Annotated in this window: 20 protein-coding genes; 13 read left to right on the top strand and 7 right to left on the bottom strand. The window is 46.4% G+C overall.

The genetic code is table 11. The annotated features are described in order from the left end of the window. The first annotated feature begins 139 nt into the window (after window positions 1–139). The 3 genes from ACYVIC_RS08545 to ACYVIC_RS08535 all read left to right on the top strand — a co-directional run bounded on the left by ACYVIC_RS08545 (window position 140) and on the right by ACYVIC_RS08535 (window position 2,549). Window positions 140–745, top strand: coding sequence for a DUF502 domain-containing protein (locus ACYVIC_RS08545; protein ID WP_460859042.1), 606 nt, complete (start codon window positions 140–142; stop codon window positions 743–745). Window positions 746–749: 4 nt separating this feature from the next. Beyond that, window positions 750–1,841 (top strand): DUF2891 domain-containing protein, encoded by a 1,092-nt coding sequence (locus ACYVIC_RS08540; RefSeq protein ID WP_460859041.1) that lies wholly within the window; start codon window positions 750–752, stop codon window positions 1,839–1,841. A gap of 72 nt (window positions 1,842–1,913) precedes the next feature. Then, window positions 1,914–2,549 carry an NAD(P)H-dependent oxidoreductase gene (locus ACYVIC_RS08535; protein WP_460859040.1) on the top strand — a complete coding sequence of 212 codons (636 nt, stop codon included), beginning with the start codon at window positions 1,914–1,916 and terminating at the stop codon, window positions 2,547–2,549. Between the two features lie 8 nt (window positions 2,550–2,557). Here the strand turns inward: ACYVIC_RS08535 and ACYVIC_RS08530 are convergent, their stop codons facing one another. Next, entirely contained in the window at window positions 2,558–2,686 is a 129-nt protein-coding gene (locus ACYVIC_RS08530; RefSeq protein ID WP_460859037.1) for a hypothetical protein, read from the bottom strand. Between the two features lie 658 nt (window positions 2,687–3,344). On the opposite strand from ACYVIC_RS08530, the gene ACYVIC_RS08525 reads away from it, so the two are divergent. From ACYVIC_RS08525 to ACYVIC_RS08515, 3 genes are read left to right on the top strand one after another with little or no spacing between them, the layout of a single operon-like run. After that, window positions 3,345–6,419: a hypothetical protein gene (locus ACYVIC_RS08525; RefSeq protein WP_460859036.1), complete on the top strand. Its 3,075-nt coding sequence runs from the start codon at window positions 3,345–3,347 to the stop codon at window positions 6,417–6,419. Next, on the top strand, window positions 6,416–6,865 hold the full coding sequence (locus ACYVIC_RS08520) for a response regulator transcription factor (RefSeq protein ID WP_460859035.1): 450 nt from the start codon (window positions 6,416–6,418) through the stop codon (window positions 6,863–6,865). Before ACYVIC_RS08525 ends, ACYVIC_RS08520 begins: the two co-directional genes overlap by 4 nt. Beyond that, entirely contained in the window at window positions 6,858–8,042 is a 1,185-nt protein-coding gene (locus tag ACYVIC_RS08515) for a hypothetical protein (RefSeq protein WP_460859033.1), read from the top strand. The genes ACYVIC_RS08520 and ACYVIC_RS08515 overlap by 8 nt, the downstream gene beginning before the upstream one ends. Window positions 8,043–8,075: 33 nt before the next feature. Here ACYVIC_RS08515 and ACYVIC_RS08510 read toward each other — a convergent pair whose 3' ends face one another. Beyond that, entirely contained in the window at window positions 8,076–8,699 is a 624-nt protein-coding gene (locus ACYVIC_RS08510; protein ID WP_460859031.1) for a LysE family translocator, read from the bottom strand. Window positions 8,700–8,901: 202 nt separating this feature from the next. On the opposite strand from ACYVIC_RS08510, the gene ACYVIC_RS08505 reads away from it, so the two are divergent. The 5 genes from ACYVIC_RS08505 to ACYVIC_RS08485 all read left to right on the top strand — a co-directional run bounded on the left by ACYVIC_RS08505 (window position 8,902) and on the right by ACYVIC_RS08485 (window position 11,093). Further along, window positions 8,902–9,354: an SRPBCC family protein gene (locus ACYVIC_RS08505; protein WP_445769323.1), complete on the top strand. Its 453-nt coding sequence runs from the start codon at window positions 8,902–8,904 to the stop codon at window positions 9,352–9,354. Window positions 9,355–9,585: 231 nt separating this feature from the next. Then, on the top strand, window positions 9,586–9,855 hold the full coding sequence (locus ACYVIC_RS08500) for a type II toxin-antitoxin system Phd/YefM family antitoxin (protein WP_460859029.1): 270 nt from the start codon (window positions 9,586–9,588) through the stop codon (window positions 9,853–9,855). Beyond that, a complete protein-coding gene (locus ACYVIC_RS08495; RefSeq protein WP_335735881.1) occupies window positions 9,836–10,111 on the top strand; it encodes a Txe/YoeB family addiction module toxin in 276 nt (91 codons plus the stop codon). The genes ACYVIC_RS08500 and ACYVIC_RS08495 overlap by 20 nt, the downstream gene beginning before the upstream one ends. Window positions 10,112–10,282: 171 nt before the next feature. Further along, window positions 10,283–10,543, top strand: coding sequence for a hypothetical protein (locus ACYVIC_RS08490; protein WP_460859027.1), 261 nt, complete (start codon window positions 10,283–10,285; stop codon window positions 10,541–10,543). Window positions 10,544–10,547: 4 nt separating this feature from the next. Continuing rightward, entirely contained in the window at window positions 10,548–11,093 is a 546-nt protein-coding gene (locus tag ACYVIC_RS08485) for a helix-turn-helix transcriptional regulator (RefSeq protein WP_460859025.1), read from the top strand. Window positions 11,094–11,208: 115 nt separating this feature from the next. Here the strand turns inward: ACYVIC_RS08485 and ACYVIC_RS08480 are convergent, their stop codons facing one another. The 4 genes from ACYVIC_RS08480 to ACYVIC_RS08465 all read right to left on the bottom strand — a co-directional run bounded on the left by ACYVIC_RS08480 (window position 11,209) and on the right by ACYVIC_RS08465 (window position 18,138). Continuing rightward, window positions 11,209–12,210 carry an IS256 family transposase gene (locus ACYVIC_RS08480; RefSeq protein ID WP_460859023.1) on the bottom strand — a complete coding sequence of 334 codons (1,002 nt, stop codon included), beginning with the start codon at window positions 12,208–12,210 and terminating at the stop codon, window positions 11,209–11,211. A 92-nt stretch (window positions 12,211–12,302) separates the two neighbouring features. Beyond that, window positions 12,303–13,688 carry an efflux transporter outer membrane subunit gene (locus tag ACYVIC_RS08475; RefSeq protein WP_460859022.1) on the bottom strand — a complete coding sequence of 462 codons (1,386 nt, stop codon included), beginning with the start codon at window positions 13,686–13,688 and terminating at the stop codon, window positions 12,303–12,305. Beyond that, on the bottom strand, window positions 13,681–16,860 hold the full coding sequence (locus ACYVIC_RS08470; RefSeq protein ID WP_460859718.1) for an efflux RND transporter permease subunit: 3,180 nt from the start codon (window positions 16,858–16,860) through the stop codon (window positions 13,681–13,683). Before ACYVIC_RS08470 ends, ACYVIC_RS08475 begins: the two co-directional genes overlap by 8 nt. A 6-nt stretch (window positions 16,861–16,866) precedes the next feature. Beyond that, window positions 16,867–18,138, bottom strand: coding sequence for an efflux RND transporter periplasmic adaptor subunit (locus tag ACYVIC_RS08465; RefSeq protein ID WP_460859020.1), 1,272 nt, complete (start codon window positions 18,136–18,138; stop codon window positions 16,867–16,869). 326 nt (window positions 18,139–18,464) lie between these two features. On the opposite strand from ACYVIC_RS08465, the gene ACYVIC_RS08460 reads away from it, so the two are divergent. Together ACYVIC_RS08460 and ACYVIC_RS08455 are read left to right on the top strand one after the other, a co-directional pair. Then, a complete protein-coding gene (locus ACYVIC_RS08460) occupies window positions 18,465–19,073 on the top strand; it encodes a TetR/AcrR family transcriptional regulator (protein ID WP_460859018.1) in 609 nt (202 codons plus the stop codon). A gap of 107 nt (window positions 19,074–19,180) precedes the next feature. Next, window positions 19,181–20,131, top strand: a complete 951-nt coding sequence (locus ACYVIC_RS08455) for a DMT family transporter (RefSeq protein ID WP_460859017.1) — start codon at window positions 19,181–19,183, stop codon at window positions 20,129–20,131. A 62-nt stretch (window positions 20,132–20,193) separates the two neighbouring features. Here the strand turns inward: ACYVIC_RS08455 and ACYVIC_RS08450 are convergent, their stop codons facing one another. Then, window positions 20,194–21,021, bottom strand: coding sequence for a DNA ligase (locus tag ACYVIC_RS08450; RefSeq protein WP_460859015.1), 828 nt, complete (start codon window positions 21,019–21,021; stop codon window positions 20,194–20,196). Window positions 21,022–21,308 lie beyond the last annotated feature (287 nt).

The raw sequence follows: 21,308 nt of genomic DNA, 5'->3' as shown, positions 1-21,308 counted from the left end.
TTGCTGGCAGCTTCTACCGTTGAGCAGGAATACTACAACCGGCTGGAAAACAGGTAAGCGCTTTGGCCTGACAACCGCGCCGGATTGCTTTAATCTGCCACCTGTCGGACCAATACCGTGCTAAGCCGAAAGGGGCTATATGAAAGTTGTCGTGAAAAGTTTATTAACCGGCCTGGCCATAGTGCTGCCGCTAATCATTACTATCGAGCTGCTGCGCTGGTTACTGCTAACCGTTGAAACCGGCCTGGCACCATTGCTGCAGCTGGTATTGCCCGGTAGCTGGTATTGGCCCGGCATGGCGATATTAGCGTTTATGCTGCTATGTATTGTTATCGGTTACAGTACGCGCTGGTCGGGTTTTAACTGGCTATGGCAACTACCCGGCAAAATTATGCTTAAGCTACCCGGCACCAGCCAGATTTACGGCATGTTGCAGGATATTATCGAGCTGATGTCGGGCAAAAACTTTGCCGATGGCTCAGTGGTTATGGTAAAGCTACCCGGCACTGAAATTGAATTGATTGGCATTATTACCAAACAAGGCGGCCAGCCTGATGACCGCATGTCGTCGCTAATGCAGGACGAGCAACTGGCGGTGTTTATTCCAATGGCCTACAACGTTGGTGGCTACACCATTATCGTGCCACGCAGCTGTACCCGTAATATTGATATGAAACCGGCTGAGGCATTGCAACTGACGCTAAGTGCTGGCTTGGGTAGCAGTAAAACGGCGAGGAGAAAGTAACATCATGAAACTAAAAACCATATTATCCGGCATGCTGTTGTTATCCGCTGGTCTGGCCGGTAAAGCCATGGCACAAAACAGCCATGCACTTAACCTGACTGAAGCCAATAAGCTGGTTAGCCTGCCGTTGCACTGCGTCGAAACACCCTACCCCTATAAAACCGGTTGGGTGCTGGGTAGCGCTGCCGACTTGCAGGAACCCGCTGTGGTACACCCGATATTTTACGGCTGCTTCGACTGGCACAGCGCGGTGCATGGCTACTGGTCGCTGGTGACCTTACTACGCCAGTTTCCTGAACTTGAGCAAGCCGCCGCAGTAAAAGCCATACTGCAGCGCAATTTAACGGCCGATAAGGTGGCGCAGGAAGTGGCGTTTTTCAGTAAAGACATTAACGCCTCGTTCGAGCGCACTTACGGCTGGGCCTGGCTGTTAAAATTGTCGGATGAACTGCACAGCTGGCAAGACCCTATGGCAGCGCAACTGGCCGCCAACTTACAACCATTAGCCGATCTGATTGTTGAGCGCTATCTCGGCTTTTTACCCCGGTTGTTTTATCCGGTGCGGGTAGGTGAACACACCAATACTGCCTTTGGTTTAAGTTTCGCCTACGATTACGCCGTAAACCGCAAGCACACTGCGCTACAGCAGTTAATTACCCAACGGGCAAAAGACTATTTTATGCAGGACAAAAACTGCCCGATTAGCTGGGAACCCAGCGGTTACGATTTTATCTCGCCCTGCCTGGAAGAAACCGGCCTGATGCAGCGTATTTTACCCGCAGAGCAATTCTTACCATGGCTTAACGGTTTTATGCCACAGCTGGCCAACCCGCAGTACAGCCTGGCGGTGGGTAAAGTCAGCGACCGCACAGATGGCAAGCTGGTGCACTTAGATGGCTTAAACTTCAGCCGCGCCTGGAACCTGTATGCACTGGCTGGCCAGTACCCGCAGTATGCGCATTTACGTAATGTAGCAGACCAGCATCTGGCGCATTCTTATCCTAACCTGATTGGTGACAGCTATGAAGGAGGCCACTGGCTGGGCAGTTTTGCCATTCATGCACTTAACAATGCGGCGGATCAAGATAAAAAATAACGCACTGATGGCCTTGAAATGTCCTGCAACCGCACTTATTTACCAAGCAGTACAAAACAGGTAGGATAAACTATGTCGCAGATTACTGATTTACTTAACTGGCGTTATGCTGCTAAAAAACTACAAGCTGACAATAAGGTGCCAGATGACAAACTGGAACCTATTTTAGAAGCCATCCGCTTAAGTGCCAGCTCAAGCGGCTTGCAACCGTATCAGGTATTAGTGGTGACTGACCCCGAACTGAAAGCACAAATTCGTCCGGTGGCCTGGAACCAATCACAAGTGACAGATTGCTCGCACTTACTGGTATTCGCAGCCTGGGACAATTACACCGCCGAGCGTATAAACAGCATGTTCGATTTAGTTAACGAGCAGCGCGGTTTTAAAAACGAAGGTTGGGAGGCTTACCGGCAGCAACTGCTAAACCACTATCCACAGCGCCCGGCAGAGCAAAACTTTGAACATGCCGCCCGTCAGGCGTATATCGGTTTAGGCTCCGCTTTACTGGCGGCAGCAGAGCAGCAAGTAGACGCAACGCCAATGGAAGGCTTCGAGCCGGAAAAAGTCGACGCGATTTTGGGCCTGGCAGAACTGGGGCTTAAATCTGTATTGCTGCTACCGCTGGGCTACCGTGAAGCAGAAGGCGACTGGCTGGTTAACCTGAAAAAGGTCCGCCGCAGCAAAGCTGATTTTGTGATCCAGCGTTAAAACGGCTTTTACCCCAACAGCATCCAAAGCGCCACGCCAAACATCAGGCTGGCGCCGATGCGGTTTAAATACTGTACGCGGTTGGCTTTGCCGAAAAACAGCGCCAGCGCTTTGCCGCCGCTGGCATACAGCAACATAGAGCCGAACTCGAGCAGTAGAATAATTGCTACTATCAGATTGACAGAATTAAAACCCTTAATAATCGGCGAAACCTAGTCGGAACATAAAATATCGTTCAATAGTAGCCATCATGTATTAATAAGTAAGGATTAATACAAAACTGACATTAACAAATTTAAAAGTTAAAACTTAGCTCACTACAGTAATACCGCCTAATGCAACACTCTTTCGCAAGCTGGCCTACTTATTTCTTAACAAAAAAGTTACGAGAAGAGCAACTTAGAAAAGTCATCTTCAACGAAAGCACAAATAATTGCAAAATAAAAGAACATTTGCTATACATTCGAAACCTAGAAAAGCATCACTAAATCTCTTACTCAGGCGGGCAATTTGGAAAGCTTCAGAAAACTAAGATTCATTACTTACTTAAAATCAATAACCAATGGATTCAACAACTCAAACTCCAACAGGCATTCTGTCTTAAATAAGCTATCAAAATTCATATTCAGCCTAAATAAGGATGAAAAATCAACTTTCATTCAGATAGCGAGAAAAAATAGCACAGTATATAATGCAATAAATTTCCCAGGATTCAACTCAGAAAGTTACATAAATACTTCAAGCCACAGCGACTTACCTCCTGAACTGACAATACTATCATTCACAGATTTCTACATGAATAACAAAGAACAACTTAATAAAGCAAGTAAAAAGCAAGTAGAGATTGAAAACTCAGTACTCAATGGTAACTTTGAAAAAGCATTATCAAATTTAGAAATATTTGAAATAGAGCACGGCAAGAGCGTTTGGAGTGTTGATAAAAAGATAAGCATACTTGTAAAGTCTAAGAATACAGATGGGCTAGATAAATATAAAAAGAATCTAGAGAAAGAGGATATATCTCACATATCTACTTTGATATATAGAAAATACACCTCTAGCTCTTCGGCATCCTTTTATAATCAAGTTTTGAAAAACTTACTTATAGAATATAGAGAAAACGGATATAGTGGATATGCTGACTTCATATCAATTCTTTTACTACCAGACACAATCGAGAATGACTATGACCTCAGCAGCTTCATAATGTTTAGTCAAAGACTTACAGCAATAGACCGATTGTTTTTTTTAAAAAAAATAATCACTAGCTCAGTAATAGCAAAGAAAATTGATAGCGACATACTCAATACTATTAGTGAGATGTCTGATTCATTGAGTACGATAGACTCTCAGTTATCTTGGAGGTATGTAAGTAATTTAATATCTGGCATAGCCGAAAGCAGAACGGCTGATTCTTCAACTGATATCATAAAACTATACTCAGCAGGAAAGTACGAAGACACTATTAAAAAATGTAAAGAAAAACTCGAACTTGAAGAAAAAGATTTATCTATAATTGACATTTATGCAAGGTCAATAATTCATATAGATGATGAAGCTGAAGTGGAAAGACTTAAAAAAAACCCTGAAAAATTATCAAATTCTTTTACAATGGTGTTAGTTGGATTTCATTACTCTATCGATAATTTTGATTTCCAAAAGTCAATTTTTGAGTATCTTTCTTTCCAATATCAGAACTATGAGTTCATAAAGTCTGTAAAGCCAATGTTTTTTTCGGCCTATCCAAAAGAGTTTGAATCACAGCTTGAAAGTTCTTGCTTAGAGTTATACTGCAGCAATAATGAAATCACACCTAAATATACAAATATTGTAAAGTCGTGGCTTGGAGCAAAAGACACCGATAAAGAAAATAAATTAAGCTATAACAATACAAGAAGTAGAGAAATAAGAATCCTATTGGAAGAAGAGATTTTTGCGACTCATCCCAACAAAGAAACTGTTGACGAATTACTCTCTGAGCTTAAAAACAACAATGACGTGTTGTTAGCTGAATACTACAGAATATGGTATCAATCAAAACTTTCAACTGAACAGCATTATCAAATAATAGACAAAGTTTGCGATTTAATAATAGAAAACAATAACTTTCAACACTTATTTCCACTTAAAGAAATTGTTGATATCATTGAGCGAAACCGAGAAATCCACACGGACAACATAAAATCTGTAATTATTTATAACTTGTACTATAAGTTTAAAGACTATGACTGTAAGGAATCTATGAGTGAGTTTTTTGAAGATTTTCTTACAAAAAAAGGATGTGCAGTAGCAAGTGAATTAGCCAAAAACTGGCAGGAGGGGAAAGTCGGCATTACTGAAGAATACTTTCTTAAAGAAGTTTGCAAGCCTGATGTAATGAGCATATTTCTAAAAATTGAAACAAATGAGGATTTATTGTTTGAAAGATTAAAAATACTTCATGAGCTTAGAAGATTAACAGTTGGTAATGAAGATTACATTCTTAGCGAGGATCTAAAAATCTATGAACAACTTTACATAGATATATTAAGCCGTCAACATGCTAGCAGCAAATTAGATATTGACGTAGATGGAATTAAAAACTCTAAGCTAGGTGAATATGAATCACACTTTACAATGTTAGATCAATTAAACAGCGGAGAGTTAGATGACTTGCTTGAGCTTTTTAAGGATGATTTAGAAAATAAAACAACAAAACTTGATAATGCAATAGTCCATTTTTATGGCCGTGCATATGAGGATATGCTTCAAGACTTTATATTCAATGAGGATTTTGGCTTAGTTCGTTATCTTAGTTCTGAAATACGTCATGGTTGGCTTCCAAATAAAATTAGATCCGTTCTTGAAGGTTTCAATATTGTAACCGAATTAGGACCAAATAAAAAATATGAAAAGAACAAGTTTTGGCGCGAACAACTGCAGTTAACGTTAACGCCAGCCTTTCTAGATATGCTTGACGACGTCCTTGCAGAATTTTCAGAGAAAGTTGATCATTTAATCGAACGTGCGAATTCTTGGCCTAAAGTAACAAGGATATTGGATGACAATAATTCAGCTTTTAACCTTCATTATGGTGTAAATGACATATTAGCTTATAGAGAACATACTAGAACAGCCATAAGCCCAGAGGATTTTTTTTACAAGTCAAATGACTTCATATGGCTTAAACTTGAGCATTGTTTCAATACAATAAAATCATTACTAAATAACGAACTTAAACCTAACTTCAATAAAATATTTGATGACTTGATAATAAAGTCGCAGTCGATCGGAGTTAAACTGAATCAACTAAACCAAGAAATTGAATCAGCAAGATTAAAAACCATTGAATCAATTGACGAAATTGAGAGCTGGTTTTGCCGTCCTAACTTCCGATTTTTAGGGGAAGTCAGCTTCGACGATATAATAAAGGTTTCAATTAGAAATATAATCGGGTTATATAGTCCGAGAGTTATCAGCTTTGATTGCTCATTTAAGCATAGTGAATTCTACATAGAACAATCAAAAACCCTTCATTTAATCAGGGCGCTTTCAACATCTTTCCAAAACTGTTTGAAACATGGAATCAAGTCTAAGGCACATGATGTTAGTATAAGAACAAGCAATTTAGATAGTAGAATAGTGTTGAATATTTCCAATACTATATCAAAAAAATCTGCTATGGAAGTATCAAAAAAAGGCATAATTGACAAAGTCAATAATTACAATCCGGAGCTTAATGGAGATCTTCTGACTAAAGAGGGTGGAACCGGTCTCTATAAAATGTATCGTTTTATTACGGATGCATTCCCAAAATCTACTTTTAAAGTAGACTTGCGTGAAAATACCTTTCAGCAGATAGTTACTTTTGAGATAACGAGGTCTAAATGAATTTATTACTGGTAGAGGATGGCCCTTATAAAAGCGATAGAGTCCAAGAATTTATTTTGTCAACCTTCTCTAACTTTACCGTTTCAGTTGTTAGATCATATTCTTCTGGAGTAAAAGCACTAGTTTCTTTAAACTATGATTTAATAATTCTTGACATGAGCCTTCCTACTTTTGATACAATTAATGGACAGGGTGGCGGTGATAAAAGAATGTATGGTGGACTAGACATTGCTAGGCAAATACATAGAAGAAAAATTGATAGTAAATTTTTGTTTTTGACTCAACATCGTTCTTTTTCCGAGAACCCAAAATTAGAAAAGCTAGCTGACATCGATCACGTCGCCAGAGACATTTATGGTGAACAATATCTAGGATATATTTTTTACGAACATGCCGGATTTGACTGGAAAGATAAATTAAAGGAAATCCTAGATAATTATGCTTAGAATACTAGTAATTGATGACGATCCTAATCGTCGATATAGAATATCGAAAGAGCTATCAGAAAACTTTCCTGGAGTTGGGATTGACAATGCAAGTTCAGTTCATAAAGCTAAGGCGTATTTGTCAGAAAATTATTACTTCACGATTTTCCTCGACATGGCACTACCGTACCGAGACGGCGACTTAGTAGACTCTAAAGCTGGTCTAAAATTGTTAGAGAAAATTTCGCTTGGTAAATTTAATAGCACTCCTAATAGAGTTATCGGTTTTACTGCATTAATTGAAGAGTTTAAGGAGAAGGAAAGTAACTTCAACAAGCTTGGATTTATGCTTTATGAAACGAGTGGTAACAATTTCAATTGGTTATTAGAGGCCATCAACCAAGTAGCATATTGCCTCAGATCAATTGAATCATATAAAAGCTTCCCTACTGATTTGGCTATTCTGAGCATTCATGGTATTGAAACTAACGGTAGTTGGCAGAGTAATCTTTACACGTCAATTAAAGAGGAATTCAAAGATGTAAAAATTTCTAACTTACAGTACAAATACGAAAAGTATCCTGTCATTAGATTTATTTTTCCTTCTCTTAGAAAAAAAATGATAATTCATTTTTCTGAACAATTTGAAAACTGGTTGTTAGAGAACAAAACCAAAAGAATACACTTGTTTTCGCATAGCTTTGGTACTTATATTTTGGTTAAGTCACTCGAAATGTTATCGCATAGAACGGATCTTACTAATTTAGAGTTAGTTTTACTAAGCGGCAGTGTCTTAGATCAAAATTATGATTTTTCTTTTCTCAAGAAAGCACCTAATGCTAAATTCGTTAATGACTGCGCGAGACAAGACGGAGCTCTACTGTTCAGCAAAGCTTTCGTGATGGGAACAGGCATGGGTGGTAGAACAGGGTTTCGAGGTTTAATGAATAGTAAGTTTATCAATCGTTCATACCCAGGTGGACACAGCGTTTTCTTTGAAAATGATTGCCAAATAGTCCGCGAGCATTGGGTACCGCTAGTAAAATCGAATTATCAAGCTGAACCATTTGATAAATCAGCTGAGCATTTAATGGATAAACCTTTGGAATACATGTCGAGAGTTTCGTCTAAAATAAAGTTTCTATATTATTTAATGCCGATAGTGATAATAGTTTATTTTGTATGTTTAAATTTATGAAAGCTTTTTGATTTTTCCAACATATAAAGATATCTAGCCCAACAACATCCACAGCGCCACGCCAAACATCAGGCTGGCGCCGATGCGGTTTAAATACTGTACGCGGTTGGCTTTGCCGAAAAACAGCGCCAGCGCTTTGCCGCCGCTGGCGTACAGCAGCATAGAGCCAAATTCCAGCAGCAGAATAATCGCCACTAACACCAGCAGCTGTGGCCAGAATGCCATTTGGCTGTCGATAAACGGCGGCAACAGCGCCATATGAAAAGCCCAACCTTTGGGGTTAGACACCGCAGTAATAAAACCCTGACTAAACAAGGTACGCCGCGTCATTAACGCTGGCAGTTCACCCGGTTGCGGCAAGGCCAGTTTGCCTTTAGCACGCCACATTTGCAGGCCGATATACGCCAGATAGCAGGCGCCGGCTATTTTAAACCACTGAAACACCGCCGGAAATTGCAGCATTATCGCCGCCACGCCGCATACCGCCAGTATTGCTACCAGCGCCACGCCCAGCATTTCGCCCCACATCATCCACAAAGTACGCCGCACGCCCTGGCTCATGCCCAACGTCATTGCCAATGTCATGCACATACCCGGTGTCACCGAGACAAATAAAAACGTCGGAATAAATGCGCCCAGCAACGCCAGATTAACCATAACCACCTCAACAGCAAATTAGCGCTATTCTGGCTGGTTGTATCAGCGCCAGCAAGGGTTTTGGGCAGGGTATTTAGTGCGATAACCGCAGCCATAGAAAAACATTGCTATCAAATTTTTGCAGCACCTGTCGAAACCATCCCCGCCGCTTCGACTAAGCTGTGATACGTCAAACTAATGCGTTTTACTCAGGAGAAGCAAAATGTCAGGTAATACCGTAACACTGCACCGGGTAATGAAAGCCACACCAGAGCGGTTATACCGCGCTTTTTTAGATGCCGATGCTCTGGCGAAATGGTGCCCGCCGCATGGTTTTACCGGCAAGGTGCATAGCATGGATGCGCGGGTGGGCGGCGGTTATAAAATGTCATTTACCAATTTTAATACCGGCCAAAGCCACAGCTTTGGCGGCACTTATCTGGAGTTAAAACCAAACGAGCTAATTCGCTATAACGACCAGTTTGATGACCCTAACCTGCCCGGTCAAATGCTGGTAACCATTAAGCTAAAACCAGTGTTGTGCGGCACTGAGCTGACTATTGAGCAAAGCGGCATACCAGAGGCGATACCGCTTGAGTTTTGTTATGCCGGCTGGCAGGAGTCGCTGCAACTGCTGGCACTGCTGACCGAGCCGGAAATACCGGATCAGGCGTAGAACGCGCGTCTGTATAAGCCAGCAACACCTTATCCGGCCACATATCTGGCCGGTCGTTACATTGCCCCAACTTAATCGCCTTACAATGCATTTGTTTATATTGCAAAACTTAGTACTCAAGTTGGTACATTTACATTGCCTAATTGTACAAACATTAGTACCATCCCTGTATTCCGTTTTAGCTGTGACAGTTAAAGAACGGTATGTTGAAAAATAGGAGAGCAACCGAATATGAACATTCTTACTGTTAGCGAAGCACGGGCTAACTTTAAGGCGGTTATTGATACTGTACTGGATACTCACGAACCGACGTTAGTGACAAACCAGCGCTCTGGTAATGTTGTGATGATTTCTCAGGAAGATTACAACGCCATGCAGGAAACGCTGTACTTACTCAGTACGCCGAATAATGCAAACCGTTTGCGGGAATCGGTAGCACGCATTAAAGCTGGCGCCTTCGAGTTGAAGGAAGCCTTTTTAGATGAGCAAGAAACTAACTAAACCCGGCGTGGCCTTTGATGCACACGCCTGGGATGACTATCAATATTTTAAGCAGTACAACAAAAAGCTAAGCGCCCGTATTGATGAGCTGATCAAAGAAGCCATGCGCGCACCACTGGAGGGTAAAGGCAAACCAGAACGGTTAGTGGGCGACTTCGCCGGCTTTTATTCACGCCGGATAGACCGCGAGCACCGCTTGGTTTACACCTACATAGATGGTTATCTGGTAATAGCGCAGTGCCGGTTTCATTATTGAAATCGAAGCAAAAAAAGCTACAAATGAAGCTTTTTTTGCTTCATTTTGTCGTTAAAAACCAGGCAAAGAGTCTGAGCTAACTTTAGTCAAAAGTGCGACTCCATTTCCTACAAACAGAGGTTGTCACTTGACAACCTCTGTTTGTCCAACTAGCATCGACAAGGATTGCACATGCCAAGGAACAAGCATCCTAAGAAAGACATTGAAGACGCTTTGCAATATGCAGAACTGCAGGGTTGGGTTATTGAAGTCGGCGGCAGCCATGCATGGGGGCGAATGTATTGCCCTTATAACGACAACAGCTGTCGCTGCGGTGAATTTTGCATTGCTAGTATTTGGAGTACACCAAAAAATCCGGCCAACCATGCCAGACAGATCAAACGGGTTGTAGACAATTGCACGGCATTAAAAAACGCTAACTTTGAGGATTAACCTGATGAAACTATACGAGTTTACCTTAAAGTTTACTTTGCCGGATACTAATCAGGATGCAGCAAATTACATTGCAGCACTGGCACAAGCCGGTTGTGATGACGCCCTTATTGGTATCGGCCAGCCAGGACGCATCGCACTGCAATTTAGCCGCGAGGCTGATACTGCTTTTACGGCAATAACCTCTGCCATTAAAGATGTAAAAACTGCCATTCCACAAGCCAAACTGACTGAAGCCACACCTGATTTGGTTGGCTTAAGCGATATCGCCGACTTACTTGGCTTTAGCCGGCAAAATATGCGTAAACTTATGTTAACCCATAGCCAAAGCTTCCCCGCCCCGCTGCACAGCGGCAGCAGCAGTATCTGGCATTTGGCTAAGGTGCTTAACTGGTTTAGCCAACAACAAAATAAAGCAGTTGCGCCTGAAATTACAGAAGTGGCGCAGGTAACCATGCAGGTCAATATCGCCAGAGCACTAAGCGAGCTGCAACCCGACACCCGCCAAGAGTTTATGCAAATTCAGGAAGAGTTGGCGCAGTATCGCTAAAAAGTACCATTTTCCACCCAATTGCCAGGTCGGTATTAGCCAAGTCAAAGTTTGCACATCCATCAGTTATGTTCTAGATTGGGTATTCGGTACAACCTGATAAATATTAAGAACTTCAATTACTTTTGAAAGAAGTTCTTTGTTGGCCAAAATAACGAGAAAGGGATGTCTGATGAAGTTGAGCCACGTACTGTCTGAAAAGTGCTACGACCCCATTTTCAAACCGCTCAAGCGCCAGTTCGGCTTGCTGCAAAGTGGCTGCGCCATAAATAGTTTTAAGGTCGGCTGCGACGGCTTTACGCTCTTTCCAGCTGACGAAGCGCAGGCTGTTGCGGATTTGATGCACGATGCACAGTTGTACCTGTGTTTTAGGGTAAACCGCTTCTATCGCATCCGGGAAGCCTTTGAGGCCATCAACGCAGGCGATAAAGATATCTTCCACACCGCGGTTTTTCAGCTCGTTCATCACCGACAGCCAGAACTTAGCACCTTCGGTTTGCGCTATCCACAGGCCAAGCAACTCTTTCTCGCCATCGGTGTTCACGCCAAGGGCAAGGTAGACGGATTTGTTCTGGATGCTACCAGAATCGCGACTACGCACGACTAAACAGTCCAGATACACTATCGGGTATACCGGTGCTAATGGCCGCTGCTGCCAGGCTTTAACCTCGTCCAGTACGGCATTGGTGACCTGAGAGATAAACGTCGGCGAGACTTCAACGCCATAGGCTTCTTCAAAATGGGCCTGGATATCACGGGTAGACATGCCTCTGGCATACAGCGAGACAATACGCTCATCGAAACCACCAAGCTGCTTCTCGCCTTTCTTGATGAGCTTAGGCTCAAAGCTACCATTACGGTCTCTCGGTGTTTCAAGCTCGATATCGCCATGAATGCTGCGCACAGATTTACGGCTTTTACCGTTACGGGAATTACCGGTGTTTTTACCGGCGGCATCATGTTTGGCATAACCAAGATGCTGCTCCATCTCGGCTTCAAGTGCACGTTCGGCAAGCTTTTTGGTCAACTGCTTAAGGATACCTTGCTCACCAAGCAGGTCTTCCGGGGATTTATAATCAGCTAATAACTGGTCGATAAGCTGGTCTGATACTGGCATTCTTCATTCCTTTCAAATACATGGGTAGAATGCCACTTACACAGATTTTTTTATACTCTCGGCTTCCCCGGCTTTTCCTTTTCCAACAAACACTACATCAACTGTATCCCGCCACCAAAGCTGCGGTAGATGCCGACTAAGCGGCTAAAGCTTTGCTGTTGCAGTTGCGCTAACTGATCGCGGCTGCGCAGCAGTTCGCGCTCGGCGTCCAGCAGGTCAAGGAACTCACCTGAGCCTGCGTTATAACGCTGGCGGGCAATTTGCACCGCCTTGTTACTGGCCTGCCATTGCAGTTCAGTGCTCAGTTGCTGCTCGCGGCTTAAGTTATAGCTGTTAAGCGATAACTGCATTTCGTTGATGGCGTTAAATACCTGCTGCTCAAACTGCGCCAGCGCCATTTGGCTGCTGGCCTCGGCCTGACGGATACGGGCTTTTACCGAGCCTAAATCGGCGGCTTGCCAGCTTAACGTGGGCGCCACAGCCCAGCTTTGCGTGTCGCCATTAAGCGCCAGGCCCGGGCCGGAGATAAAGCCTAAAAAGCCGCGCACTGACAGATTGGGATACAGATCTGCTGTGGCCACACCAATTTCTGCCGTGCGGGCGGCTAATACCCGCTCTGCACTTGCCACATCGGCGCGGTAACGCAGGTAGTTTTCACCCGCTACCACCGCTACCGGCTGTTTAAGCTCTGGCAAATGCGGCACGGCACCGAGTTTTAACTGGCCGGGCCGCTGCGCCAGCAAGGCCGATAAGGTGGCATCTGCCGCTAACAGCGCCACACGATAAGCCGGCACTGCGGCCTGTACCTGATGAAACTGCACGTCTATTTGCGCCAGTTCCAGCTCTGATGCCATACCGGCTTCCAGCCTTGCTAATACAATGTCGCGGCTTTGCGTAAGGTTTTGCAGGTTTTGCTCTGCCACCACTAAACGCAGTTGGGCGCCACGGTATTCACCGTAACTGGTGGCCACCTGGCTGATTAGCTGCACCTGGGCATCGTGCCATAAAATATCAGCTTGCTGCGCCTGTGCCTCAGCAGCCTCTGTGGCGCGGCGGATTTTGCCGAATAAGTCCAGATCCCAACTTAAATTAGCGCCTGTGCTATAACCGCGGCTTATTACGCCGTCATCCAGCGGCGACACTGAGCCGTTTTCGCTGGCCTGATAGCCGGCGTCTACCGACCCGTTGGGTAACACGTCGTTGTTGGCATCACGAAATACCGCATACGCTCTATCAACATTCGCTTTGGCCTGCGCCAGGGTGCGGTTTTCTGCCAGGGCACGCTCAATCAGTTGATTAAGCGCCGCATCGTCAAATGCCTGCCACCAACTTTGAGCCTGCCCCGCCTGTTGGTACGGGCTGCTAAAGCTGATATCCGCCACCTTGGCCGGGGTTTGGTAATCCGGCCCGACGGCACAAGCACTTAATGACGCTGCTACTATTAACGCCAGCGCAGAATGGTTTAGCAATTTACGCATGATGTGCTCCTTTGGCGTCAGTATCGTGCTTATCAGTTACTGCTTTGTGCTCACCGCGCTTTGCCAGCATGTAGTAAAACAGCGGGGTTAAAATTAAGCCGAAAATGGTTACGCCTATCATGCCGGCAAATACTGCCACCCCCATCGCCTGGCGCATTTCGGCACCGGCACCTGATGAAAACACCATTGGCACCACGCCCATAATAAAGGCAATAGACGTCATCAATATTGGCCGTAAGCGTAAGCGGCCGGCTTCCAGTATGGCCTCCATAGCGCTCATGCCCTGATCTTGCAGCTCTTTGGCAAACTCGACAATTAAGATGGCGTTCTTGGTGGCCAGCCCCACCAGAACAATTAAGCCAATCTGGGTGAAGATATTGTTGTCGCCACCGTACAGCAGTACGCCACTGAGTGCCGATAACAGCGTCATCGGAATAATCAGGATAATGGCCAGCGGTAAGCTTAAGCTTTCGTACTGCGCCGCCAGCACCATAAACACCAGCAGAATAACCAACGGGTAGATAAATAACCCGGCGTTACCGGCCAGAATTTGCTGGTACGTCAGCTCAGTCCACTCGTACGTCATGCCGTTTGGCAGGGTTTCGGCCAATATTTTCTCAATTGCCGCCTGCGCTTCGCCACTGCTGTAGCCCGGTGCCGGGCCACCGTTAATTTCGGCGGTGGTAAAGCCGTTATAGTGCATTACGCGGTCTGGCCCTGCGGTATTAGTCACGTTAATAAAAGAACCCAACGGGATCATCTCGCCACTGTTATTACGCACCTTTAGCTGGCCAATTTGCTCCGGTGTTTGGCGAAACTGCTCATCAGCCTGCATATTTACCTGATAGGTGCGGCCAAACTGATTAAAGTCATTCACATACACCGAGCCCATATAAGCCTGCAGCGTTTGGAACACCTCATCCAGTGCCACGCCTTGCTGTTTGGCTTTAGTGCGGTCGATATCCAGATCCAACTGCGGCACATTCACCTGGTAGCTGGAGAAAATACCTGCCAGCTCAGGCGTCTGCCAGGCTTTCATCATCACCTGCATAGTCACCTTGTACAGCTCGTCATAACCGTGGTTAGCGCGGTCTTGTATTTGCAGCCGGAAGCCACCGATAGTACCCAAGCCCTGAACCGGCGGCGGTGGAAATATCGCGATAAAGGCATCTTCTATACCGGCAAACTTTTGGTTTAGCGCTGCAGCAATGGCACCGGCTGACATAGACGGATCGGTACGCTCGCTAAAGTCGGTAAGCGGCGTAAACACAATGCCGCTGTTCGGGCTATTGGTAAAACCGTTGATACTCAGGCCCGGGAAAGCCACAGAGTTGGCCACACCAGGTTGCTCCAGTGCGATACGCGACATCTCTTTAATCACCGCTTCGGTGCGTTCCAGTGATGCCGCATCCGGTAACTGAGCAAAGGCGACTAAATATTGTTTATCCTGGCCAGGTACGTAGCCGGTTGGGGTGGTAGCAAACTGCAGGCCGGTTAAGCCTACTAACACGACATACATTACGCCGACAATAGCGCCAAAACGGATCACCTTTTTTACCAGCCAGCCGTAACCGTTGGATAAGCGGGCAAAGAAGCGGTTAAAGGGTCCAAATAACCAGCCACCAAACAGCTTATCCATACCGCGGGTTAGCGCGTCTTTTTTCTCGCCATGGCCTTTTAACAACAGTGCTGACAGCGCCGGGCTTAGCGTTAACGAGTTAATTGCCGAGATAAAGGTAGAAATAGTAATTGTTAACGCAAACTGCTTATAAAACTGCCCGGTTAAGCCCGACATAAAGGCGGTAGGAATAAACACCGCCGCCAGCACCAGCGTAGTGGCAACAATGGGCCCGGTGACTTCTTTCATCGCCTTTTGCGTTGCGGCAACCGGCGATAAGCCTTCGCTGATGTTACGCTCAACGTTTTCTACTACGACGATGGCGTCATCCACTACGATACCGATTGCCAGTACCAGACCGAATAACGATAACGCGTTCAGCGAAAAGCCCAAAAGCTGCATAAAGGCAAAGGTACCCACCAGAGACACCGGCACTGCCACCAGCGGAATTATAGAGGCGCGCCAGGTTTGTAAAAACAGCACCACCACTAACACCACCAGCAACACCGCTTCAAGCAGGGTTTTTACTACCGCTTCAATTGAACCACGCACAAATACGGTTGGGTCGTACACGATGTCGTAGGCTAAACCATCCGGAAAGCCTTTTGACAATTCAGCCATTTTGGCCCGTACATCGTCAGAGATTTGAATGGCATTAGAGCCGGATGCCTGAAATATCGGAATGGCCACGGCGTCTTTGTTATCCAGCAAAGACCTCAGCGCGTAAGTAGAGGCGCCAAGCTCCAGCCGCGCGACATCTTTTAACCGGCTGATTTCACCATTAGTGCCAACCTTGATAATAATATCTGCAAACTCTTCTACTGCCGCTAAGCGGCCTTTAACGTTAATAAGCAGCTGAAAATCAGCGTCACCACTGGGCTGCGCACCTAAACTACCGGCGGCGGCTTGTTGGTTTTGCTCACGAATAGCCGCAGTAATTTGTGCCGGTGATAAACCCAGCGCGGCTACTTTGTTAGGGTCCAGCCAAATACGCATACTGTAATCGCCGGCACCAAACAGCCGTACCGCGCCCACACCCTCTATCCGCGCCAGCTCGTCTTTCACATTTAATGCGGCATAGTTAGACAGATACAGCATGTCATAGCGATTATCAGGCGAAGTTAAGTGCACCACCATGGTTAAATCAGGTGATGATTTCTCGGTGACCACGCCTAAACGTTGCACTTCCTGCGGCAGCCGGGGCTTGGCGCGCTCTACCCGGCTTTGCACCTGGGTTTGGGCTAAGTCAACGTCGGTGCCAATGGCAAAGGTAACGGTTAACGTCATGCGGCCATCAGAGGTAGCCTGAGAAGACATATACAACATGTCTTCCACGCCGTTAATTTCCTGCTCCAGCGGCGAAGCCACCGTCTCGGCAATAACCTTGGGGTTAGCGCCGGGGTAGTTAGCAGTTACTACTACTGTGGGCGGCACCACTTCAGGGTATTCCGTGATTGGCAACTGCCACACCGCTATTGCACCAGTAATAAAAAACAGCAGTGAGATAACAGCGGCGAAGATCGGCCGACGGATAAAAAATTGTGAGAACATGATGTTTCCTTAACCCTGTCCCGGCGTTTTGCCGGCATTAACTGTTACTGCCGTGCTGTCTGTCTTTGCAGTCAGCGCAGTGCTGGTTTGGTCCAGCAACTGCTGCGCATTACGCAGCTGTACCAATTGTTCACTGCTGGCCATCTCAACCAGTTTTGGCTCAATCTGCATATTCGGCCGCACGCGCTGCAGGCCGTTAACCACAATTTTGTCGTTCGCTGCCAGGCCGTCGGTAACAATACGCAGGCCATTTACTTTTTCACCTAACGTTATCGCCCGGTATTCCAGCTGATTGTCGCCATTTACCAGCAACACAAATGTGTTGTTCAAATCGGTGCCCACTGCCTTTTCATCTATCAACACACCGTCATAACTGGCGCTGCCTGCCACGCGGATGCGGGCAAACAAACCTGGTAGCAGGTTGTTATCTTCATTGGCAAAACTGGCACGAATACGAATAGTGCCGGTTTGTGCATTAATGCGGTTATCGACAAAATCAATATGGCCAACATTGCTGTAACTGCTGTCGTCGGCCAGTGCCATATACACCGGATTGGCGCTGGCATCGCGGGTATCAGCCCGTCTACCGGCTTCGGTTAAGCGGGCGTACTTCAGGTAGCTTTGCTCATCGACATCAAAATAAGCGTACATTTTGTCGGTAGACACCAGGCTGGTTAGTTGGCTTTGGCCGGCAGTAACAAAGTTACCGGCGGTAACCCGGGCATAAGACACACGGCCACTTATCGGCGCACTGATACGGGTGTAGCTTAAATCCAGCTCGGCGCGTTGCAGTGCAGCCTTTACCGCAGCAACGGTAGCGGCGGTTTGCTGTTTACGGGCTAAACGGCTGTCGAGCAGTTCTGCTGAAATAGCGCGTTGGCTGCTAAGTTTTTCTGCGCGGCTATAGTCGTTGTCGGCCTGCAAAGCAGCACTTTGTGCACTTTGCAGTTCAGCGTTAAGCCGCGCCACGTCAGCGACAAAAGGCCGTGGGTCAATTTGCACTAATACATCGCCCTTTTGCACCAGTGCACCTTCGTTAAAGTGCACCTGCTCAACATAGCCAGACACCCGAGGCATCAGCTCTACCGTTTGCGGTGCTTGCAGGCGGCCGGTAAATTCGTCCCACTCGGTAATACGTTCATGAACCACCTGCGCCACGCTTACCACCGGAGCAGCCGGTGCAGGTGCCTCGCCCACCGCCTGTGGATTACCGCAAGCGCTCAGCACCAGTGCTGCAACGCTTGCCAACATAAAAGTTCTTAGGGTGTTTTTCCCGCTCATGATGCTGCTCTCCAAATTGTTGTAGCCACCCGCTTGGGCACGGCTAAAAATAACCTGCAATTCTGTACTGACCGGTAAATATATAGATCGGCAAAAAACTGTCAATCGATATTTGTACCGAACGGTAATTAATTTATTTCTACAACAGATAGATTTGTTCTAAGGCGCAAGCAGCGGCAGGGGCTTTATTCAATAGCCGCAGGCAGTTAGCAGCGCTAGCCTTTATTCATGGCAATAATTTTGTACTCAGCGGTAAATAACCCTTGCTGGACAAGGGGTCTTTTGCTGTTTACTATATCAGCACGTTTTCATGCGGGAGTTACACCATGCCAGCAGTAGGTTGCACGGTAAATGTCGGCAGGCCACGCGCTTTTGATATCGACACCGCGCTGGAAAAAGCGCTGGAAGTGTTTTGGCGTAAAGGTTACGACGGTACGTCGTTAACCGATCTAACGGAAGCCATGGGCATTAATAAACCCAGTTTGTATGCCGCTTTTGGCAACAAAGAGCAGTTATTTTTAAAGGCGATTGAATTATATGAACGCCGGCCTTGCTCGTTTTTTTTACCGGCGCTGGAAAAACCCACAGCCTATCAGGTAGCCGAACATATGCTGTATGGCGCCGCGGCCAATATGGCTAACAAAGATCAGCCACAGGGCTGTGTTGTTATTCAAGGCGCGCTGTCATGTAGCGAGGCGGCCGCCACGGTAAAAGAGGCGCTTATTAACCGCCGCCTTGAGGGCCAGCAAAAACTTCGCGCCCGCTTCGAGCAGGCCAAACTTGACGGCGACTTACCCGCCAGTGCCGATGCCGAAACCTTAGCCCGCTATTTAGGTACTGTGCTGCAGGGTATGGCCATTCAGGCTAACAATGGCGCTACCTCTGAGCAATTACGCCAGGTTGCTGAAATGACCTTGCTTGCCTTTCCACGCTGAAATCAGCACAGTAGTCAGACAGCATAATTTTTTCTGTTCTGGCTACTGTTTAAACGACACATAAGGCTTTATGATCGCCGCCTCTGTTGCTGCCAACTGCGCCCACTATGCCATCTACTATGCCATCCACCCTGAAAAATACCTTGCTGTATCTGGTTACCGTTTTAATCTGGGGCTCTACCTGGTTTGCTATTGAATTTCAGCTCGGCGAGGTCGCAGTAGAAGTGTCGCTGCTGTACCGCTTTGCGCTATCAGCGTTATTAATGTGGCTGTTTTGCTGGTGGCGCCGGCTGCCCATGCGTTTTAGCACTAAAGATCATGGCTTTATTGCCCTGCTGGCATTGTTTAACTTTGCACTGAATTACATTTTAATTTATCAGGCGCAGCAATATTTAACGTCGGCCATGACGGCCATCGCCTTTACCACCATGTTGCTGATGAATATTGTTAATACACGGCTGTTTTTCGGCATGCCGGTCGCCAAACGCATTTATTTTGGCGCCTTAATGGGTATCGCTGGCATAGTGGTACTGTTTTACCCCGACTTAGACGGCCTGGATTTCAGCAATGCCAGTTTACTTGGCTTAATACTGGTGCTGGGCAGTGCGCTAAGCGCATCGCTGGGTAATATGGCCAGCGTGCGTAACTCCCGCGCCGGTTTACCCATCACCCAGGTTAACGCCTGGGGCATGCTGTATGGCACGATCGGCCTGCTGTTGTTAGTGCTTATTAACGGCACACCCTTTACCTTTAGCACCACGCCGGCGTTTATTATTTCATTGCTGTACTTAGCCGTATTTGGCTCAGTTATCGCCTTTGCTACCTATTTTGCCTTGTTAAAAGGTATGGGGCCGGAAAAAGCCAGCTACACCATAGTGTTGTTTCCGCTGGTCGCCGTAGTGTTAAGCACCCTGTTTGAAGACTTTGTCTGGACCGGCTACACCTTTGCCGGTTTTGCTTTAGTGCTGGCGGGTAATGCACTGGTGCTAACGCCTTTTGCTAAAATTAAAGCGCTGCTGTTTAAGCCGCGCACAGCATCGCAGGCGCTGGTTCCGTAGCTGGTGCCGGGACTGCTTTAACGGCACGCCAAACAGCAGTAGGCCAGGTTAAGTTGACGATGTTAAAACTCTTGCCGCACACGCAAAAACCGGGCAAAACGCGGCAAGCCGGTTTTAGTCAGGCCGTTATAACGGTAGGTTACCACAGCACCAACTGGCGGCGGAGTTTGGCGCAACGCATCGGTTAAACCGCTGCCAATGGCAAAGGTTTTACCGTCCGGCATTTTAACCACCAAAGCCCCCACCATGCCCTGATACTTGCCTTTACCCGGCCGGTAACCAATAACCTCGGCTTCGCTGTCCTGATAGGTTTTTAGCTTCAACAAATCGCTGCTGCGGCCGGTTTTATATAACGCATCCTGCTGATGCAACATCAGGCCTTCAGCACCGGCCTGTTCCAGCTCGCTAAGTTTAGCCAGCAGCGCAGCCTTGTCGGCAATACGAAACTGCGGCACCAACATTAAATAGCGGCTGTTTTGCTGTGCAACAAGGCGCTGCATCGCATTGATGCGTTCAGTAAAGCTGCCCGCTGCATCCGGTAGCTCAAAAATGTAATAGCGGATTTGCTGCCATTCACTGTCAACCGGCTGCTGTTTACTGACCACGCTTAACGTATCAGCAAACTTACTGCGGCCCAGCCACAGTTCACCATCTAACGGCTGTGGCGGAAACTCAGCCACAAACCAGGCCGGCGCCGCTATTAGATTACCACCACGCGAGATCAGCTGTTTACCATCCCAGTAAGCCCGCACGCCGTCAAGCTTTTCACTTACCCAGTACTGCTTAACATCGATGTTGTCGCGGTAAACTTCAGCCAGCAGTAAATCAGGTTTGGCTGCTGTCACCTGTGAGCAGCAGCATAGCAACAATGCAGTTAACACTTTAATCATTATTTGGCATCTTTTTATTTAAAATAAAAAGTGTAGTAACAAAGCCGGTTTCAGCAAGCGGCAGTGATGGGGTTCAGTGACATTGATATTATCAGCCACATGGCTGGAGTGAAAAAATGAAAAGCCCAAACCAAGCATTAGCCACTAACACAAGCAGCTTTATAGCACTGCGGGCAAAGGCCGGGATATCGCGATACCAGTACAAGTAGCCTATAACTGCCCACTGAACAGCCAGCCACAATACCGAGATGTATAAAAAGCCTTTGTAGCACTCTGTCTGCGGGAGC

This window comes from Rheinheimera gaetbuli, assembly GCF_054781935.1.
The sequence above is the reverse complement of the archived record's forward strand: the minus strand, read 5'-3'. Positions and strand labels throughout refer to the sequence as shown.

Excerpts from the sequence above, each read along its gene's own strand:
- ACYVIC_RS08545 (WP_460859042.1), top strand. The coding sequence starts at position 140 with ATGAAAGTTGTCGTGAAAAGTTTATTAACCGGCCTGGCCATAGTGCTG.
- ACYVIC_RS08540 (WP_460859041.1), top strand. The coding sequence starts at position 750 with ATGAAACTAAAAACCATATTATCCGGCATGCTGTTGTTATCCGCTGGT.
- ACYVIC_RS08535 (WP_460859040.1), top strand. The coding sequence starts at position 1,914 with ATGTCGCAGATTACTGATTTACTTAACTGGCGTTATGCTGCTAAAAAA.
- ACYVIC_RS08530 (WP_460859037.1), bottom strand. The coding sequence starts at position 2,686 with ATGTTGCTGTATGCCAGCGGCGGCAAAGCGCTGGCGCTGTTTTTCGGC.
- ACYVIC_RS08525 (WP_460859036.1), top strand. The coding sequence starts at position 3,345 with ATGAATAACAAAGAACAACTTAATAAAGCAAGTAAAAAGCAAGTAGAG.
- ACYVIC_RS08520 (WP_460859035.1), top strand. The coding sequence starts at position 6,416 with ATGAATTTATTACTGGTAGAGGATGGCCCTTATAAAAGCGATAGAGTC.
- ACYVIC_RS08515 (WP_460859033.1), top strand. The coding sequence starts at position 6,858 with ATGCTTAGAATACTAGTAATTGATGACGATCCTAATCGTCGATATAGA.
- ACYVIC_RS08510 (WP_460859031.1), bottom strand. The coding sequence starts at position 8,699 with ATGGTTAATCTGGCGTTGCTGGGCGCATTTATTCCGACGTTTTTATTT.
- ACYVIC_RS08505 (WP_445769323.1), top strand. The coding sequence starts at position 8,902 with ATGTCAGGTAATACCGTAACACTGCACCGGGTAATGAAAGCCACACCA.
- ACYVIC_RS08500 (WP_460859029.1), top strand. The coding sequence starts at position 9,586 with ATGAACATTCTTACTGTTAGCGAAGCACGGGCTAACTTTAAGGCGGTT.
- ACYVIC_RS08495 (WP_335735881.1), top strand. The coding sequence starts at position 9,836 with ATGAGCAAGAAACTAACTAAACCCGGCGTGGCCTTTGATGCACACGCC.
- ACYVIC_RS08490 (WP_460859027.1), top strand. The coding sequence starts at position 10,283 with ATGCCAAGGAACAAGCATCCTAAGAAAGACATTGAAGACGCTTTGCAA.
- ACYVIC_RS08485 (WP_460859025.1), top strand. The coding sequence starts at position 10,548 with ATGAAACTATACGAGTTTACCTTAAAGTTTACTTTGCCGGATACTAAT.
- ACYVIC_RS08480 (WP_460859023.1), bottom strand. The coding sequence starts at position 12,210 with ATGCCAGTATCAGACCAGCTTATCGACCAGTTATTAGCTGATTATAAA.
- ACYVIC_RS08475 (WP_460859022.1), bottom strand. The coding sequence starts at position 13,688 with ATGCGTAAATTGCTAAACCATTCTGCGCTGGCGTTAATAGTAGCAGCG.
- ACYVIC_RS08465 (WP_460859020.1), bottom strand. The coding sequence starts at position 18,138 with ATGAGCGGGAAAAACACCCTAAGAACTTTTATGTTGGCAAGCGTTGCA.
- ACYVIC_RS08460 (WP_460859018.1), top strand. The coding sequence starts at position 18,465 with ATGCCAGCAGTAGGTTGCACGGTAAATGTCGGCAGGCCACGCGCTTTT.
- ACYVIC_RS08455 (WP_460859017.1), top strand. The coding sequence starts at position 19,181 with ATGCCATCTACTATGCCATCCACCCTGAAAAATACCTTGCTGTATCTG.
- ACYVIC_RS08450 (WP_460859015.1), bottom strand. The coding sequence starts at position 21,021 with ATGATTAAAGTGTTAACTGCATTGTTGCTATGCTGCTGCTCACAGGTG.